This is a genomic window from Streptomyces sp. NPDC050732 (genome assembly GCF_040654255.1).
In the GTDB taxonomy this organism is placed as follows: Bacteria; Actinomycetota; Actinomycetes; order Streptomycetales; family Streptomycetaceae; genus Streptomyces.
Genome location: NZ_JBFAHP010000007.1, coordinates 173,562 through 190,528 on the forward strand (window position 1 = coordinate 173,562; position 16,967 = coordinate 190,528).

The 16,967-nt window shown below is 70.6% G+C and carries 17 protein-coding genes; 11 read left to right on the forward strand and 6 right to left on the reverse strand.

The window, feature by feature from the left end:
• Positions 1-10: 10 nt before the first annotated feature.
• Positions 11-1,213, forward strand: a complete 1,203-nt coding sequence (locus tag AB0H82_RS08790; protein WP_362990310.1) for an acetyl-CoA C-acetyltransferase — start codon at positions 11-13, stop codon at positions 1,211-1,213.
• Positions 1,214-1,255: 42 nt separating this feature from the next.
• On the forward strand, positions 1,256-2,212 hold the full coding sequence (gene meaB, locus AB0H82_RS08795) for a methylmalonyl Co-A mutase-associated GTPase MeaB (RefSeq protein ID WP_362990312.1): 957 nt from the start codon (positions 1,256-1,258) through the stop codon (positions 2,210-2,212).
• Between the two features lie 65 nt (positions 2,213-2,277).
• On the opposite strand, the gene AB0H82_RS08800 is transcribed toward meaB, so the two are convergent.
• Positions 2,278-2,967, reverse strand: a complete 690-nt coding sequence (locus tag AB0H82_RS08800; RefSeq protein ID WP_362990314.1) for a PepSY domain-containing protein — start codon at positions 2,965-2,967, stop codon at positions 2,278-2,280.
• A gap of 150 nt (positions 2,968-3,117) precedes the next feature.
• Between AB0H82_RS08800 and AB0H82_RS08805 the strand changes: the two genes are divergently transcribed.
• Both AB0H82_RS08805 and AB0H82_RS08810 read left to right on the forward strand, forming a co-directional pair.
• Complete coding sequence (locus tag AB0H82_RS08805; RefSeq protein ID WP_362990316.1) at positions 3,118-3,783, forward strand: response regulator transcription factor; 666 nt, start codon at positions 3,118-3,120, stop codon at positions 3,781-3,783.
• Positions 3,780-5,240: a HAMP domain-containing sensor histidine kinase gene (locus tag AB0H82_RS08810; RefSeq protein ID WP_362990318.1), complete on the forward strand. Its 1,461-nt coding sequence runs from the start codon at positions 3,780-3,782 to the stop codon at positions 5,238-5,240. Before AB0H82_RS08805 ends, AB0H82_RS08810 begins: the two co-directional genes overlap by 4 nt.
• A gap of 31 nt (positions 5,241-5,271) precedes the next feature.
• Here the strand turns inward: AB0H82_RS08810 and AB0H82_RS08815 are convergent, their stop codons facing one another.
• From AB0H82_RS08815 to AB0H82_RS08830, 4 genes are all read right to left on the reverse strand, one after another.
• Complete coding sequence (locus AB0H82_RS08815; RefSeq protein WP_362990320.1) at positions 5,272-5,748, reverse strand: MarR family transcriptional regulator; 477 nt, start codon at positions 5,746-5,748, stop codon at positions 5,272-5,274.
• 118 nt (positions 5,749-5,866) lie between these two features.
• Positions 5,867-6,670 (reverse strand): AIM24 family protein, encoded by an 804-nt coding sequence (locus AB0H82_RS08820; protein ID WP_362990437.1) that lies wholly within the window; start codon positions 6,668-6,670, stop codon positions 5,867-5,869.
• A complete protein-coding gene (locus AB0H82_RS08825) occupies positions 6,670-7,320 on the reverse strand; it encodes an AIM24 family protein (protein WP_362990322.1) in 651 nt (216 codons plus the stop codon). Before AB0H82_RS08825 ends, AB0H82_RS08820 begins: the two co-directional genes overlap by 1 nt.
• A 1-nt stretch (position 7,321) precedes the next feature.
• Complete coding sequence (locus tag AB0H82_RS08830; protein ID WP_362990324.1) at positions 7,322-7,960, reverse strand: AIM24 family protein; 639 nt, start codon at positions 7,958-7,960, stop codon at positions 7,322-7,324.
• Positions 7,961-8,127: 167 nt separating this feature from the next.
• Here AB0H82_RS08830 and AB0H82_RS08835 point away from each other — a divergent pair, with 167 nt between their 5' ends.
• The 7 genes from AB0H82_RS08835 (at position 8,128) to AB0H82_RS08865 (ending at position 15,861) form a co-directional block, all read left to right on the forward strand.
• Positions 8,128-8,478 carry a DUF3817 domain-containing protein gene (locus tag AB0H82_RS08835; RefSeq protein ID WP_362990326.1) on the forward strand — a complete coding sequence of 117 codons (351 nt, stop codon included), beginning with the start codon at positions 8,128-8,130 and terminating at the stop codon, positions 8,476-8,478.
• Complete coding sequence (locus AB0H82_RS08840) at positions 8,475-8,768, forward strand: MTH1187 family thiamine-binding protein (RefSeq protein WP_362990328.1); 294 nt, start codon at positions 8,475-8,477, stop codon at positions 8,766-8,768. The genes AB0H82_RS08835 and AB0H82_RS08840 overlap by 4 nt, the downstream gene beginning before the upstream one ends.
• Before the next feature lie 137 nt (positions 8,769-8,905).
• Positions 8,906-9,622 (forward strand): hypothetical protein, encoded by a 717-nt coding sequence (locus AB0H82_RS08845; protein ID WP_362990330.1) that lies wholly within the window; start codon positions 8,906-8,908, stop codon positions 9,620-9,622.
• Between the two features lie 29 nt (positions 9,623-9,651).
• The gene (locus tag AB0H82_RS08850) at positions 9,652-10,308 is read left to right on the forward strand and encodes a DUF4166 domain-containing protein (RefSeq protein ID WP_362990439.1); all 657 of its coding nucleotides are present in this window, start codon (positions 9,652-9,654) and stop codon (positions 10,306-10,308) included.
• Positions 10,305-10,958 (forward strand): TetR/AcrR family transcriptional regulator, encoded by a 654-nt coding sequence (locus AB0H82_RS08855; RefSeq protein ID WP_362990332.1) that lies wholly within the window; start codon positions 10,305-10,307, stop codon positions 10,956-10,958. The genes AB0H82_RS08850 and AB0H82_RS08855 overlap by 4 nt, the downstream gene beginning before the upstream one ends.
• Positions 10,959-12,003: 1,045 nt before the next feature.
• The gene (locus AB0H82_RS08860) at positions 12,004-13,872 is read left to right on the forward strand and encodes a cellulose synthase catalytic subunit (protein WP_362990334.1); all 1,869 of its coding nucleotides are present in this window, start codon (positions 12,004-12,006) and stop codon (positions 13,870-13,872) included.
• Between the two features lie 3 nt (positions 13,873-13,875).
• Positions 13,876-15,861, forward strand: coding sequence for a kelch motif-containing protein (locus AB0H82_RS08865; protein ID WP_362990336.1), 1,986 nt, complete (start codon positions 13,876-13,878; stop codon positions 15,859-15,861).
• Here AB0H82_RS08865 and AB0H82_RS08870 read toward each other — a convergent pair whose 3' ends face one another.
• Positions 15,862-16,893: a glycoside hydrolase family 6 protein gene (locus AB0H82_RS08870; protein ID WP_362990338.1), complete on the reverse strand. Its 1,032-nt coding sequence runs from the start codon at positions 16,891-16,893 to the stop codon at positions 15,862-15,864. It abuts the gene before it with no gap.
• Positions 16,894-16,967 lie beyond the last annotated feature (74 nt).

The following is a 16,967-nucleotide window of genomic DNA, read 5'->3' on the forward strand; positions in this document are numbered from 1 at the left end:
GTCGTCGCACATGGCAGGAACGACCGGCACCACCTCAGTGATCGTCGCGGGCGCACGCACGCCCATGGGCCGTCTCCTCGGCTCGCTGAAGTCCTTCTCGGGTGCGGACCTGGGGGGCTTCGCGATCAAGGCCGCGCTGGAACGCGCGGGAATCGGCGGCGACCAGGTCCAGTACGTGATCATGGGCCAGGTGCTCCAGGCCGGGGCAGGGCAGATCCCGGCACGCCAGGCCGCCGTCAAGGCGGGCATCCCCATGAACGTCCCCGCGCTGACCGTCAACAAGGTCTGCCTCTCGGGCCTCGACGCCATCGCGCTCGCCGACCAGCTGATCCGCGCGGGCGAGTTCGACATCGTGGTGGCCGGCGGTCAGGAGTCCATGACCAACGCCCCGCACCTGCTCCCCAAGTCCCGCGAGGGCCACAAGTACGGCGCGATCGAGATGCTCGACTCCATGGCGCACGACGGCCTGACCGACTCCTTCGACGGCGTCGCCATGGGCGAGTCCACGGAGAAGCACAACACCCGGCTCGGCATCCGCCGTCCCGAGCAGGACGAGGTGGCCGCCCTCTCCCACCGGCGCGCCGCCGCCGCGGAGAAGAACGGCCTGTTCGAGGCCGAGATCACCCCGGTCGAGATCCCGCAGCGCAAGGGCGACCCGGTGCTCTTCGCCAAGGACGAGGGCATCCGCCCGGAGACCACCGCCGAGTCCCTCGGCAAGCTGCGCCCCGCCTTCTCCAAGGACGGCACGATCACGGCGGGCTCCGCCTCGCAGATCTCCGACGGCGCCGCCGCGGTCGTCGTCATGTCCAAGGCCAAGGCCGAGGAGCTGGGCCTCGACTGGCTCGCCGAGATCGGGGCGCACGGCAATGTGGCGGGACCCGACAACTCGCTCCAGTCCCAGCCGTCCAACGCCATCCAGCACGCGCTGAAGAAGGAGGGCCTGACGGTCTCCGACCTCGACCTGATCGAGATCAACGAAGCCTTCGCCGCCGTCGCGGTGCAGTCAATGAACGACCTCGGAGTTTCGTCGGAAAAGGTGAACGTCAACGGCGGAGCCATCGCCCTTGGGCACCCGATCGGTATGTCGGGCGCACGCCTCGTGCTGCACCTCGCCCTGGAGCTGAAGCGGCGGGGCGGCGGCGTGGGCGCGGCCGCGCTGTGCGGCGGCGGCGGGCAGGGCGACGCCCTGATCGTGAAGGTCGCCAAGGCCTGACCGCACGTCGGTCCTCTCCCGTACGTACTGAACGGAGCTGTGATGCAGGACGTCCCCTCCCTGGTGGCGCAGGCCCGCGAGGGCAGGCCGCGGGCCGTGGCCCGGCTGATCTCACTGGTCGAGGGGGCGTCACCGCAGCTGCGCGAAGTGATGGCGGCGCTGGCCCCGCTCGCGGGCCACGCCTACGTGGTCGGTCTCACCGGATCGCCCGGTGTCGGCAAGTCGACATCGACGTCCGCGCTCGTGAGCTCCTACCGGCGGGCCGGGAAGCGGGTCGGCGTCCTCGCCGTGGACCCGTCGTCGCCCTTCTCCGGCGGCGCCCTCCTCGGCGACCGGGTCCGGATGTCGGACCACGCGTCCGACCCCGGCGTCTACATCCGCTCCATGGCCACGCGCGGTCACCTCGGCGGGCTCGCGTGGGCCGCGCCGCAGGCCATCCGCGTCCTGGACGCGGCGGGCTGCGACGTGATCCTCGTCGAGACCGTCGGCGTCGGCCAGTCCGAGGTGGAGATCGCCTCCCAGGCGGACACGTCGGTGGTGCTCCTCGCGCCCGGCATGGGCGACGGCATCCAGGCGGCCAAGGCCGGCATCCTGGAGATCGGCGACGTGTACGTCGTCAACAAGGCGGACCGCGACGGCGCCGACGCGACCGCCCGCGAGCTGAACCACATGCTGGGCCTCGGCGAGTCCCGCGGCCCCGGCGACTGGCGGCCGCCCATCGTGAAGACGGTCGCGGCGCGCGGCGAAGGCGTCGACGAGGTCGTGGAGGCGCTGGAGAAGCACCGGGCCTGGATGGAGGAGCGCGGCGTCCTCGCCGAGCGGCGGGTCGCCCGCGCCTCCCGGGAGGTCGAGACGATCGCCGTCACGACGCTGCGGCAGCGGATCGGGTCCCTGCACGGCGACCTCAGGCTCTCCGCGCTCGCGGAGCGCATCGTGGCGGGGGAGCTGGACCCGTACACGGCCGCGGACGAGCTGGTCGAGGGGCTCACGGAGAGCTAGCGCACGACCGGCGCGCACGGGAACGGCCCGGACCTGAGGTCCGGGCCGCGATGGTGTTCCGTACGTCAGTCGTCGGAGCCGTCGGTGTCGTTGTCGTCCTGGTCGTCGTGGTCGGCGTGGTCGTCCGAGTGGTCCGCCGTGACCTTGCCGGTCTTCAGGTCGACGTCGTACTCGGACTCGGCGCCCTTCGCGCCGGTCGTCTCCACGTTCCAGGCGGTCGCCGTGCCGTCGTCGTCCAGGTCCACGGAGGTCACGGTGCCCTTGTCGGCGCCGGCCTTCGCGGCGTCCGCGGCGCCGACGGTCGCGCCCTTCAGCGCGGAGTTCACGCGGGCGGCATCGGCGGCGTCGTCACCGTCGTCATCCTTCTCGGTCCAGGAGCCCAGGACCTTGCCGGTGCCCGCGTCGACCTCGACGCTGTGCCACGTCTTGCCGTTCAGGAGGTCGACGTCCCAGACCAGGCCGCCGTCCTCGTCGTCGAGCTCGGCGGAGACCGCGGTGCCCTTGGTGTCGGCGAGGGCGGCCTTGATGGCGTCCGCGGCCGTCACCTTGGCGGCCTTCGCCTCGGCGGTGTTCTCCGCGGCGTCGTCGCGGTCGTCGTCCTTGCCGTCGTCGTCCCCGCGGTCGTGGTCCTTGAGCTGGACGCTCGAACGGTTGGCTGCGCTGTCGTCGTCACCGCCGACCGCGAAGGCGGTGGCGGTGCCGCCTCCGATCAGGGCCGCGGCGGCGACGGTGGCGATCACGATGTTGCGCTTCATGGGTGTTCCTCCGAGACGGTGTGCGAGTTCGCTGCGGCCGGTGGGCCGCTGTCGTTCGCTTTCGACGAGGACCAATCTGGCGGAGCGTTCCTGAACCCACGCTGAAGCCGCCTGAAGAACTCTTCAGCTTCGCTCTGCCACCCTGAGCGCATGCGTTTGTTGATCGTGGAAGACGAGAAGCGGCTGGCCCTGTCGCTCGCCAAGGGCCTGACCGCCGAGGGCTACGCCGTCGACGTCGTCCACGACGGCGTCGACGGGCTGCACCGGGCGAGCGAGGGCACGTACGACCTGGTGATCCTCGACATCATGCTGCCCGGCATGAACGGCTACCGCGTCTGCTCCACGCTGCGCGCCGCGGGCAACGAGGTGCCGATCCTGATGCTCACCGCCAAGGACGGCGAGTACGACGAGGCGGAGGGCCTCGACACGGGCGCGGACGACTACCTCACCAAGCCCTTCTCGTACGTCGTGCTTGTCGCCCGCGTGAAGGCGCTGCTGCGGCGGCGCGGCGGCGCGGGCCCGTCCCCGGTCCACGTCCTGGGCGACCTCAAGGTCGACACGGCCGCGCGCCGCGTCTTCCGCGGCGAGGACGAGATCACCCTCACCACCAAGGAGTTCGCGGTCCTGGAGCAGCTGGTGCTGCGGGCGGGCGAGGTGGTCTCCAAGGGAGACATCCTGGAGCACGTCTGGGACTTCGCGTACGAGGGCGACCCCAACATCGTCGAGGTGTACGTGAGCACGCTGCGGCGCAAGCTCGGCGCGGCCCTCATCAAGACCGTGCGCGGCGCCGGATACCGCCTGGAGGCCCCGCGATGAGCAGGCTGTTCGGATCGGTGCGGGCCAGGGCCACGCTCGGCGCGAGCCTGGTCGTCGCCCTCGCCCTGGTCGCCGCGGGCGCCGCCGTACTGCTCGCGCTGCGGGCCAACCTCACCGACCAGGCGGACGGCCGAGCCGACGCGGCGGCCCGCGATGTCGCCTCGCAGCTGGTGGCGGGCCGGCCGTTCGACGACCTCGACCTGCCGGACGAGGACGACAGCCCGGTGCAGGTCGTCGACGAGAACGGCAGGCTGGTCGCCGTCAGCGACGATCTGGAGCGGATCAGCGGCACCGGGACCGGCGCGGTCGAGCCCGTGGGGGCCGCCGCGCGCTCCGGCGGCGAGGACGCGGGTGACGACGGGGACGACAAGGGCGAGGCGGCAGAGCCCGGTGAGGCGCCCGAGCTCGGAGAGGTCGACGAGGACACCGAGTACAGCTCCGGGTCCGCCACCGTCGACGGCGAGAGCGCCGACTACCGGTTCGCCGCCGTCGAGGTGGGCACGGAGAAGAGGGGCGACTTCACGGTCTACGCGGGCGGTTCGCTCGCCGACGAACAGAGCGCCACGTCGACGGCGCTGACCTCCATGCTGATCGGCTTTCCGCTGCTGCTCGCGGTCGTCGCCGGGGTCACCTGGCTGGTGACGCGGCGCGCCCTGCGCCCGGTGGCGGCGATCACCGCGGAGATGTCCGCGATCACCGCGTCGGAGGACCTCGCGCGCCGGGTGCCCGAACCGGACACGCACGACGAGATCGCCCGGCTCGCCCGCACCACGAACGAGACGCTCACCGCCCTGCAGACCTCGGTGGAGCGCCAGCGCCGGTTCGTGGCGGACGCCTCGCACGAGCTGCGCAGCCCCATCGCGTCGCTCCGTACCCAGCTCGAAGTGGGCGCGGCCCACCCGGAGTTGCTGGATGTCGACGGCGCCGTCGAGGACACCGTGCGGCTTCAGGAGCTCGCCGCGGACCTGCTGCTCCTGGCCCGTCTGGACGCGGGGGAGAAGCCGGGCGGGGGCCGGGTCGACCTGGCGGCGTTCGTCCGCGAGGAGCTGTCGCAGCGCACCCGGGACCGCGTCGACGTGCACACGGAGCTGAAGAGCGTGGAAGTCGTGGGCTCCCGCGGCCAGTTGGCGCGGGTGCTCGGCAACCTCCTGAACAACGCCCAGCGGCACGCGCGCTCCCGCGTCACGGTCTCCACCCGGAGCGATGGCGCCTGGGCGGTCCTTGAGGTGTCCGATGACGGGAGCGGCGTGCCGGAGGGCGAACGGGAGCGGATCTTCGAGCGGTTCGTACGGCTCGACGACGCGCGGACCCGCGACGAGGGCGGGGCCGGTCTGGGCCTCGCCATCGCGCGGGACGTGGCGGTGCGGCACGGCGGCACGCTCGTGGTGTGTGAGGCGCCGTCCGGTGGTGCGCTGTTCGAGCTCCGGCTGCCCAGCCCTCAGTCGTCGGCGGAGTGAGGGTCGGCGCGGCCGGCCGTGGCGGAGCGGGTCAGGGCTTTCCGCGCTGGGAGCGCAGATGTTCCGCGATCGGGGTCAGGGCCTTGCGCAGCTCGTCGAGGGCATCGGCGGAGATGAGATCGACGAAGTGCCGCCGGACGGAGGCGACATGGTGCGGAGCCACCTTCTGCATGGTCTCCATGCCTTCCTCGGTGAGGACGGTGTAGAGCCCTCGCCGGTCGGACTCGCAGTTCTCGCGGCGCACCAGGCCCGCGTTCTCCATGCGGGTGATCTGATGGGACAGGCGACTCTTGGACTGCAGGGTGGCGGCGGCAAGATCACTCATGCGCATCCGCAGCTCTTCCGATTCGGAGAGGTAAACGAGAATGTCGTAGTCGTTCATGGTCAGGTTGAACGGCTGAAGGTCCTTTTCGAGCTGATATGTCAGCATCCTGTTGACCTCCACGTGGGTACGCCAGGCGCACTGTTCCTCGTCGGTCAGCCACTGCGGGGCCGTCTCGGTCTCCATGGAATCGATTCTACCTAAGAAGTTGAAAGGTGAACGAATGGTGGGATGTGACGCGCCTCGCACCACCGGGCTCCCGGAGGGGCACAGGCGTTCGCCGTCACACTCCGCAGACTACCGCTCACAGCCCGAAGCGACGCTGGAGGTCCCCCAGTTGTCCGGGAAGGCGCGGTGCCCCCGGCTGCTGACCCGCTTGCCCCGGAGTGCCCCGTCCGCCTGGTACGCCCCCCTGGTGCGGCACCTCGCCCGTGGCCTGCTCGGGCAGCAGGGCCTCGGTGGACTGCAGCAGGACCGTGCCGGCCCCCACGAACTCGAACTGGTGCTCCTCGCCGGATGTGCCGCCGATCCCGGTCAGCGCCCGCACGCCCCCGATCACGCCGGTGAGGTAGCCGTGGTCGTAGTGATGGCAGGGTGAGGGGCAGTCCGCCCAGCCCACGAGCGCCTGCGGATCGACGCGGATCGGCGGCTCCATGAACACCACCGGGCCGTTCGACGCGGCGACGAACTTGCCCGTGCCGATGAGCGTCAGAAAACCCGGAACGATCGACTGCTTGAGCGCGAGAGTTGGCTGAAAAGCGAGGAGGTTGCCGGAGCGAATGGTCAGGTTGCCCTCGTCCAAGTCATACGAATTCACGTCGAAGGCCCGGTCGGCGAGGAGCATCTTGCCCTGGCCGTCCGCCACGACCCAGTCGCTCGCGTGCAGCGGCGAATGGAAACTGGTCCGGACCAGGCGGTCGAGACGGCCGTGCCCGATGCCGTTGAAGTCGATCCGTCCGTAGTAGGCGATCATCTTGCCCTTCTGCAGGAACCACTGGGTTCCCGTGAGCTCCACGCAGAAGGTGTGCGCGTTGACGTTGTCGTCGCTCGGCAGTGTCAGGGGGTCGAAGACGGCGGGCGCTCCCGCGGCGGTCGAGACGTTCGGAATCACAGCTTTTCCTCCGATGCCTGGACGTAGACCGCGCCGGTCCCCGACAGCTCCAGCTGGAAGGCCTCGCCGGAGCCGCGGCCCACCATGTCCCGCCAGCCGAGCGCGGTGGAGAGTTTGTTGCGCACGTCGCCGTGGTGTGCGACGTACGCCTGGGGGTCGACGTGGACGGGGCGCTGGGGGGTGATCGGCACCTCGATGACGCCGCCGTGCGCCATGACGGCGACCGAGCCGTGGCCCTTCAGGGTCGTGGTGAACAGGCCCTGGCCGCTGACCTGGCCGCGCACCATGCCCATGACGCCGCCCTGTGAGCCCATGAACATCGTGCCCTGCTGGAGTGTGCCGTCGAAGGCGAGGAGGCGGTCCGCCTCCACGTACAGCGTGTCTCCGGAGAGGGCGATCACCTGGATGTGATGGCCGCCGTGCCCGAAGAGGACCGTGCCGCTGCCCTCGACGGTCATCAGCGGGGTGGCCTCGCCCGCGACCCGGCGGCCGATCATGGAGGCCAGACCTCCCTGGCCGCCCTGGAGGTTCGGGGTGAAGGAGACGTCTCCCTTGTAGGCGAGCATGGCGCCGCGCTGGCTGAAGATCTTGGCGCCCGGCCGCACGGTGGCCTCGACCATCTTCGAATTGATCTCACGGAAGGGCATGTCACACGTCCCCGGCGATCGTGGTGCGCTCACTGGGCTGGACATAGACCAGACCCTCGCCCTCGAAGCGGATCTGGAAGGCCTCGCCGCCGCCCTCGCCCATGAAAGTGCGGAAGGTGACACCGGACTGGAAGCTCTGCTGGACGTCTCCCTGGTGGGCGATGTACGCCCCCGGGTCCACCGTCAGCGGATACTGCCGGGAGACGCGCAGGGCCACCGCGGGGCCGTCGGAGACGATCGCCGCCTGGCCGGTGCCCTCGACTGTCGTCGTGAACAGTCCGTTCCCCTGGGTCGCGCCGCGCAGGCCCGTGAAGCTGGTGCCGGTGCGCAGGCCGGCGTCCGTACAGAGCAGGTTGCCCGCTTCGACGTACAGCTTCTCGCCCTGCAGCCGGACCAGGTTGATCTCCGTGGCGCGGTCGGCGAACCAGCAGGTGCCGTGCCCCTTCACCTCCATCACCGTCAGCTGCTCGCCGGTGACGCGGCGGGTCACCATGCCCCTGATGCCCTCGCCGCCGCCGGTCATCTTCTTGAAGGCCATCCGACCCTCGTACGCCACCATCGAGCCGTTCTTCGCCTTGACGGCGTCGCCGGTCATGTCGACGGCGAGCACTCTGCTCCCTTGGAGCCGGAACGTAGCCACGAATCGACGGTAGCCCCCGCGTACCCACCCAGAACAGGGTGAAGAGCCCTGAGCGAACCCGGAGAACACCCCGATGTCACAATGGGGGTCGCTTGTGCGTCCGTTCACAAGATCGACGCCGACGAGCCCCCGCCCCTGCCTGCCGTCCGTCCCACCGAAGGTGACCCGTGGACATCAAAACCGCTTCCGCACTCCGCCGCCTCCGCCTGGTCTCCGTGCCCGAGGGCATCTCCTGGATCGTGCTGTTGGTCTGCACGATCATCAAGTACACGGTCGCGGAGGGGTTCAACGTCGCGCCGGTGCTCGGCCCGATCCACGGGGTGCTCTTCATCCTGTACGTGCTCTTCTGGCTCGACGCCTGGAACCGCACGAAGTGGGACGCCAAGACGGGCATCCTCTACTTCGCGTTCTCGATCATCCCCGGTGGCGGCTTCATGGCCGAGCGCAAGCTGAAGCGTGAGGCCGAGGCCGCGGTGATCGCCTCGCGCGCCCGCAAGGAAGGCGTCGTCAACGCATGATCGTCGCCTTCTCCGTGACCCCGCTCGGGGTCGGCGAGGACGTCGGTGAGTACGTCGCCGACGCGGTCCGCGTGGTCCGCGAGTCGGGGCTGCCCCACCGGACCGACGCCATGTTCACGTCCGTCGAGGGCGAGTGGGACGAGGTGATGGACGTCGTGAAGCGCGCCGTCGCCGCGGTCGAGGCGCGCGCGCCGCGCGTTTCCGTCGTCATGAAGGCGGACATCCGCCCCGGCGTGACGGACGGCCTCACCTCCAAGGTCGAGACGGTGGAGCGCCACCTGTCCGCATAGCCCTCCCGCACTCCGAGAAGCCCCCGCCCTTCGGGCGGGGGCTTTTCTGTGCCCGGCCTCCGCTTGAGCGACTGCTCAAATACCTGTACTTTCTGTTTGAGCAGTCGCTCAAAAACACGTTGACGTGGGGGTTTGCCGTGGGCCTGTACATCGAGGCACGGATACGCGCCGATCTGGACGACCTCTGGGCACGCACCCAGGAGCCCGGCTCGCACCAGCGGTGGGACCTTCGCTTCACCGAGATCGACTACCTGCCGTGCAGGGAGGGCGAGCCGCGGCACTTCCGGTACGCCACGCGCGTGCTGCCCTTCCTGACCATCGCCGGTACCGGCGTCTCCGCGGGGGAGAAGCGGCGCCCCGACGGCACCAGGACCTCCGCCCTGCGCTTCGCCTGCCCGCACCCGCTCTCCCTCCTCGAAGAGGGCAGCGGCTACTGGCGTTACGTACCGACGCCGGACGGCGACATCCGCTTCCTCACCGGGTACGACTACCGACCGCGCTGGGGCCGCTGCGGGAAGATCGCCGACCGCGCCGTCCTGCGCCCCCTGATGGGCTGGGCGACGGCCTGGTCCTTCGACCGCCTCAGGCTCTGGCTGGAGCGGGGAACCACCCCGGAACGCGCCCTCTTGAACGCGGTCGCAGATGTCGTCACCCGCGTCCTCCTGGTCGTGGCCGCGGTCGTCCTCGCCCCCATGACGGCCCTGGCGACGGCGGCCCTGATGCTGATGCTGCCGCCGCTGCCCACGACGCCGGCGGCCCGCCGCTGCCTGCGCACCCCACCGGCACGTGCGCGTGACCCACGGCTCCTCGCCACACTCGCCCCGCTCGCCGCGCCCAAGGAGCAGCACTCGTGAAGCAGCCCGCATCGATCTTCCGTACCGCGATGGGTGCCGACTTCGACCGGCTGCACCCGCAGCTCCGGCGCCGCTTCTCCGTCGGCCTCGCGAGCGGCGAGGCGTGCACGGGGCGGGGCGTGATGGACCGCATCTGGCACGGCCGTGGCTTCGTGAAGCCGTTCCTCGCGGTCGGCGGCACGCGCAACATCCTCGTCCCACGCCAGGGCAGGAACGTGCCCTTCGTCATCGAGAACGTGCCGTACACCGACACGTACGGCCGTGAGACGGTGACCTTCGTGCGCACCTTCGACCTGCCCGGCGGCCCCCGCCGCTTCGACGCCCAGATGGTCCTCGGCCCCGGGGGTGACCGCGTGCTCGACTACCTCGGCACGCACCAGCACCTCGCCAGCGACCTGCACTTCCGGGCCGAGCCCGACGGCTCGCTCCTGATCCGCTCCGGCGAACACCGGTTCCGGGAGGGCCCGGTGGACTGCCGCGTTCCGTCGCTGATCGGCGGCGACGCGGAGGTGCGGGAGTCCTACGACGACGCGTCCGGACGCTTCCGTATCCGGGTCAGGGTCACGAACCGGCACTTCGGGCCGCTCTTCGGGTACGAGGGGTCCTTCGCGGCGACGTACACCGACGTCCGTACGTGCGGGGTCAGGCCCGGGCTTCGCCCGGTCCGCGAGGAGGTGCGCGCGTGAGCGCCGCGAAGGATCCCTCCAAGGCCCAGGAGACCCGGACCAAGCTCCTCGAAGGGGCGCTGCGGACCCTCACGGAGCAGGGCATCGCCAAGACGTCCGCGCGGAGCATCGCGGCGGCGGCCGGCGTCAACCAGGCGCTCGTCTTCTACCACTTCGGCTCCGTCGACGACCTGCTCGCGGAGGCCTGCCGGTACGGCACCGAGCAGCGGGTGTCCCGCTACCGCGAACGCCTCGCCGGGATCGGCTCCCTCTCCGAACTCCTCGCCTTCGGGCGGGAGATGCACGAGGAGGAACGCGAGGCGGGGCACGTCGCCGTTCTCGGGCAGCTGCTCGCCGGGGCGCAGACCCAGCCGCGGCTCGCGGCCGCCACGGGGGCGGGCCTCGCTCTCTGGATCGCGGAGATCGAGCACGTCCTGACGCGGGTCCTCGCCGGATCCCCGCTCGGGGAGTTCGTCGATCCTGTCGGGCTCGCGCGGGCGGTGGCGGCGTCGTTCGTGGGGATGGAGCTGTACGAAGGGGTGGACGCGGTCGGCTCCGAGCGGGCGCTCGACTCCCTTGAGCAGCTCTCCGTTCTCGTCACGGCGGTCGAGGACCTCGGGCCGCTCGCGCAGCGCGCAGTACGCCACCGCCTCCGCCGATCGCGCCCATAACGACCTCCCCCCGGCGCCGGTGCGCCCCCCTGCTTCTGCCCCGCGACATCCCGCCGGGCCAGCACCCCCAATCCCGCCGCTCCACGGCGGATACCTCCCACCCACCCACCCGTTCACCCCGCACCGCCCTGCCGGGTAGGAGCGGGGTGGGCCATTCACCCCGCACCGCCCCGCCGGCGTAGAAGCACCAAGCCCGCCGCTCCGCGGCGGATGCATCCCACCCACCCACCCGTTTGCCCCGCGACGTCCAGCGGGAGTAGGGGCGGGTGGGTGGGGGTGTCCCGCGCCGCCCAGCGGGGGCAGGGTGGGCGGAGCCCCGCAACGGCGGTGAGGGGCGGGCAGGGCGGGCTCCCGCAACGGTCGGTGAGGGCTGGGCAGGGCGGTTCCCCGCAATGGTGGTGAGGGCCGGCGGGGCGGTTCCCGCAACGGTGGTGAGGGCCGGGCAGGATGAGTCCCCGCTACCGCCGGACGGGGCAGTGCGGGGCGGGGTTCTCCCGGAGTGGTCGGGTTGGCAGGAGCGAGGCCCCACCGGGCCGCAGCCGCGAGCGCGCCGGAGGGGACGTGGGGGTATGTGCGAACGGAGCACCGAGCGCACTGTGGCGTCTTTGGACTTGAGGCGTGGCGCAGGGATGGCGAGTACGCACATACCCCCGCGGCCCCGCCCCATAGGCGAAGCAGAGGCGCAGCCCCACAGACGGGCAGGCGGCCGCGCCCCACAGGTGGGCAGAAGGCGCAGGCCCACAGTCAGGCAGAAGGCGCAGACCCCAAGGCGGGCAGAAGGCGCAGACCCACAGTCGGGCAGAAGGCGCAGACCCCAAGGCGGGCAGAAGGCGCAGACCCACAGTTGGGCAGAAGCGCAGACCCGCGCCCACGCTCGGTAGCCCTACCACCCGGCCCCAGTCGACTGCACGCCAAACTCGTCCCCCCTGCAACGCACCCCCACAACCCACCCCCCACCGCAACCCCCCACCCCAAAACCGCTCGCACGGGCGAACCCCGTTCGACACGCCGACGAAAGTCCACTTTTGTGTGGGTATCGGCTCGTTTGGATTACCAGAACCTGGAGGGCGCTGTGCGGCAGCCGGAGGGCTACGACTACGAGACCCACAGCACGCTCGCCGGACCGCTCACGGAGCCGGACGGCGCAGGCGGCACGGAAGGCGAGGGGGCGTATCAGGTGCAGTACCGGGCGCTGCTCGCCGGCGAGCCGCACCGAATACGCGCCGTCCTCCTCATGACCCTCGCCCCCCTCCTCACCGGCCTCCTCCTCGTCTACCTCGTCTGGCCCACCCACTGGACCGAACGCGAGGGCGCCGACAGCTGGCTGATCGGGCTGGACGTCACGATGCTCGTGGCGATCGGGCTGATCGAGCTCTTCATGCTCGTGAACGTCGTCTCGATCGCCCACGCCACGATGGTGGCGAGGGACCCGATACCCGTGCGCCCCGAGGCCGGCACCCGCGTCGCGTTCCTCACCACGTACGTGCCGGGCAAAGAGCCCCTGTCGATGGTCCGGGCGACGCTCGAAGGTGCCGTCCGGATACACCACTCCGGCCCCCTCGACGTATGGCTCCTGGATGAAGGGGACACTCCGGAGGCCAAGGCCCTCTGCGAGGAGCTCGGGGTGCGCCACTTCACCCGCCGGGGCGTACCGGAGTGGAATCGCGAGAAGGGGCCCCACAAGGCCCGCACCAAGCACGGCAACTACAACGCCTGGCTGGCGATGCACCAGGCCGAGTACGACTTCTTCGCCTCCGTCGACACGGACCACGTCCCGCTCCCCAACTTCCTGGAGCGGATGATGGGCTACTTCCGCGACCCGGACGTCGCCTTCGTCGTGGGGCCGCAGGTCTACGGGAACTACGAGACGCCCGTCACCAAGGCCGCGGAGTCCCAGCAGTTCCTCTTCCACGCGCTCATCCAGCGCGCGGGCAACCGCTACCGCGCCCCCATGTTCGTCGGCACGAACAACGTCGTCCGCATCAGCGCGCTCACCCAGGTCGGCGGCCTGCACGACTCGATCACCGAGGACATGGCGACGGGGTTCGAGCTGCACCGCCACCGCAATCCGGCCACCAAGAGGCACTGGCGCTCGGTCTACACCCCGGACGTGCTGGCCGTCGGCGAGGGGCCGGCCTCCTGGACGGACTTCTTCACGCAGCAGATGCGCTGGTCGCGCGGCACGTACGAGACGCTGTTCAAGCAGTACTGGAAGGCGCCGTTCACGATGCCGCCCGGGCGCCTCTTCTCGTACTCCCTGATGCTCGTGTACTACCCGATGACGGCGGTCAACTGGCTGCTGGGTGTGCTGAGCTGCGTGCTGTTCCTGTGGTTCGGGGCCAGCGGCACCCAGGTCGCCGCGTCCGTCTGGCTGATGCTCTACAGCGACGCGGCCGCCCTCCAGATCGGCCTCTACCTCTGGAACCGCAGGCACAACGTGTCCCCGCACGAGCCCGAGGGCTCCGGCGGCCTCGCCGGCATGGCGATGTCGGCGCTCTCCGCACCCATCTACGCCAAGTCGCTCGGCGCGGCCGTCCTGCGCCGTCCCAGCCGCTTCGTCGTCACCCCCAAGGGCGGCGACACGAGCCCGGACCGGCTCCTGACCTTCCGCATCCACCTCTTCTGGGCGGTGGTGCTCGGCACGTCGCTCGCCGCCTCCTTCGTGCTCGACCACACGCACGTGGCGATGCGCACCTGGTCGGTGCTGGCGATGGTCATCTCGCTGGCGCCGGTCAGTGTCTGGGCCTTCGGTCTCGCCAAGGAGCGCAGAGCGGCCCGGCAGCAGCGGCAGCGGCAGCGGGAGTCGGAGAAGCCGAGCCCGCGCGCCGAGAGCGAGCCGGGCCTGCGGGCGGAGGGCCCGGAGGGCGAGCCGGAGCCGGCGTTCGCCACCGGTACGTCGACAGGAGGGAACTGACCCATGGCCTACCGGCCCTCGAAGCGCACGAGAAAGACCGCCATCGGAGTCGGCGCGGGCGCGCTGCTCGTCGGACTGAACGCTCCTGCCGCGCTCTCCTTCGCCGAGGAGCAGTACTACGAGTACAAGATCTCGCAGCCCGGCTACAAGAAGAAGTACGGCTCCTGGAAGCAGGTCGCCATCCCCAAGGAGTACCGCACCAACGCCATCCACGCCGCGCTGCTCCACACCGGCAAGGTGCTGATCGTCGCGGGCTCGGGCAACGAGCAGAAGAAGTTCGACTCGGGGTCGTTCGACACCGTCCTGTGGGACCCGAAGAACGACACGTTCAAGAAGATCCCCACGCCCGAGGACTTCTTCTGCTCGGGGCACGCCCAGCTCCCCGACGGGCGGCTCCTGGTGGCGGGCGGGACCGCGCGGTACGAGCTGCTCGACGGCGAGGTGGAGCGGGCCGGCGGCGGCATGCGCGTGAAGAACGAGAACCCGGACAAGCCGGTGGTCCTGAAGAAGGGCACCAAGTTCCGCTCACCGTCCGGCATCGAGTACGTCAGCAAGTTCGACGTCGAGGTGCCGAAGGCGAAGCGGGACTACGAGATCACGTACTCCAAGTCCGGTGTGATGCAGCCCTGGAAGACGAAGGTCAAGGCGAGCGAGGCGCGGGTCTTCGTCGAGGCGGTCCAGGAGGGCGAGCAGTCGGTCAACGAGAAGTCCGCTCAGTACGAGATCGAGGGACTGACCGGCGAGGAGGCCGACAACACCTACGGCATCGCCGAGAAGATCGACATGGAGAAGCAGGACTTCCAGGGGATCAAGGCGGCGTACGAGTTCGACCCCAAGGCCGAGCGGTACGTCCCGGTGGAACCCATGGACAAGGCCCGCTGGTACCCGACGCTCGTCGGCCTGGAGAACGGCAAGGTGCTCGCGGTCTCCGGACTCGACGACGTGGGCGTCGTCGACCCGGGCGACAACGAGATCTACGACCCGAAGACGAAGAAGTGGTCGGACGGCCCGAAGCGGTACTTCCCGACGTACCCAGCGCTCTTCCTCACCAAGGGCGGCAAGCTCTTCTACCCCGCGTCCAACGCGGGGTACGGGCCCGCGGACAAGGGGCGCGAGCCGGGCCTGTGGGACCTGGAGACGAACAAGTTCGAGAAGGTCCCAGGCCTGGAGGACCTCGACCAGACCGAGACGTCGGCGTCCGTGCTGCTGCCGCCCGCCCAGGACCAGAAGGTCATGATCATGGGCGGCGGGGGCGTGGGTGAGTCGGACAAGGCGACGCGGCGCACGGCGGTGATCGACCTCAAGGAGGACAACCCGTCCTTCAGGACCGGTCCGCAACTGCCGCAGGGCACGCGCTATCTGAACAGCGTGCTCATGCCGAACGACTCGGTGTTCACGACGAACGGCTCCAGTGACTACCGGGGACGCAGCGCCAGCAACATCTACAAGGCGCAGTTCTACGACCCCAAGGCGAACGAGTTCCGCGAGGCCGCGGCGCCCAAGGTGGGCCGCAACTACCACTCGGAGGCGCTGCTGCTGCCCGACGGCCGGGTCGCCACGTTCGGCTCCGACCCGCTCTACGACAACGAGCAGAACACCAAGCTCGGCCACTTCGAGCAGCGCATGGAGATCTTCACGCCGCCCGCGCTGCACCGGGGCGGCGCGAACCGCCCGGTGCTCGGCGAGGGCCCGCAGGAGCTGGCGGCGGACGGCCGCGCGACGTTCCGCACCGACCGCCCCGAGAACATCGCGTCGGCCCGCCTGATGCGCCCGAGCGCGGTGACGCACACGACGGACGTCGAACAGCGCTCGATCGCGCTCGGCCTCAGCAAGGGCAAGGGCACGGTCACCGTGGACGTGCCGCGGGAGGACCCGGCGCTCGTCCCGCCGGGCTGGTACATGCTGTTCGTGACCGACAAGGACGGCACGTCGTCCGAGGCGAAGTGGATCCACGTCGGCACGGACGACCGAGCACCGCGCCTCCCGTGATCAGGCGCTCTTGGCGTTCCGCGCGAGCCCCAGCGCGTAGTCCGGCCACCACTGCCCGGCCGCCGGGCCGCCGCGGCAGGGGCCGTCCGAGTCGCCCGGCCGTTTGATCCACAGGACGGCGTCGAGCAGTGGATCGCCCGTGCGGTCGGTCGGCGGGGTGCCGAGGCCGCGGCCCGGCGGGTTGCACCAGGCGTCCTCGCGGTCGCCCGCCAGGGGGCCCTTGCCGTTGCGGCTGGTGTCCATGACGAAGTGCTTGCCGCCGACGGTCGCCGACAGGGTGCGGCCGTACGACTTGATGGTCTCGTCGCTCTGGAAGTTGGAGACGTTCAGCGAGAAGCCGTCGGCCTGGGCGATGCCCGCCTTCTGGAGCGGTTCGGTGAGCTTGTACGGCTCGGTGATCCAGCCGGGGTTCCCCGCGTCGAGGTAGACCTTCACCTCCGGCTGCCGCTTGAGGCGCTGGATCGCCTCGGAGAGCAGCTGGTAGCGCTCCGCGTGGTACTCGGCAGGGGTGCAGCCGTCCACGATGTGCGGGATCGCGTCGGGCTCAAGGACGACCAGGGCGGGCGCGTCGCCGATCGCGTCGGCGAAGGTGTCCACCCAGCTCCGGTAGGCGTCGGAGCCGGCCGCGCCGCCGGCGGAGTGCTGACCGCAGTCGCGGTGCGGGATGTTGTACGCGACGAGCACGGCGGTGCGGTCCTTCTCGACCGCGCCCCGCGTCGCCTTCGCGATGTCGGGTGCCGGATCGTCCCCGGCCGGCCACACCGCCATGGCCCGCTCGGAGATGCGTCTGAGCGTCTCGGCGTCCTCGGCGCGGCCCTGCTCCTCCCACTGCCTGACCTGGCGGGCGGCGGGACTGTCCGGGTCGACCCAGAAGGTGCCCGCGGGGGGCCCGGCGCTCGCGGTGGCGGGCTTGCGTGCGGCCGTCTCCTCCTTCGTCCCGTCGGACCCCGGGTCCGAGGAGGAGCAGCCTGCCGGGAGCCCGAGGGCGGCGAGGGCCGCGAGTGCCGTGAACGTGCGGAGCAGCCGGTGCATCCAGCCCCCTTGGGCGACGGTGACGGTGACAGGGACGTGACGGTCAGTCAGCCCGGCAATCGTTGCATAAAGGA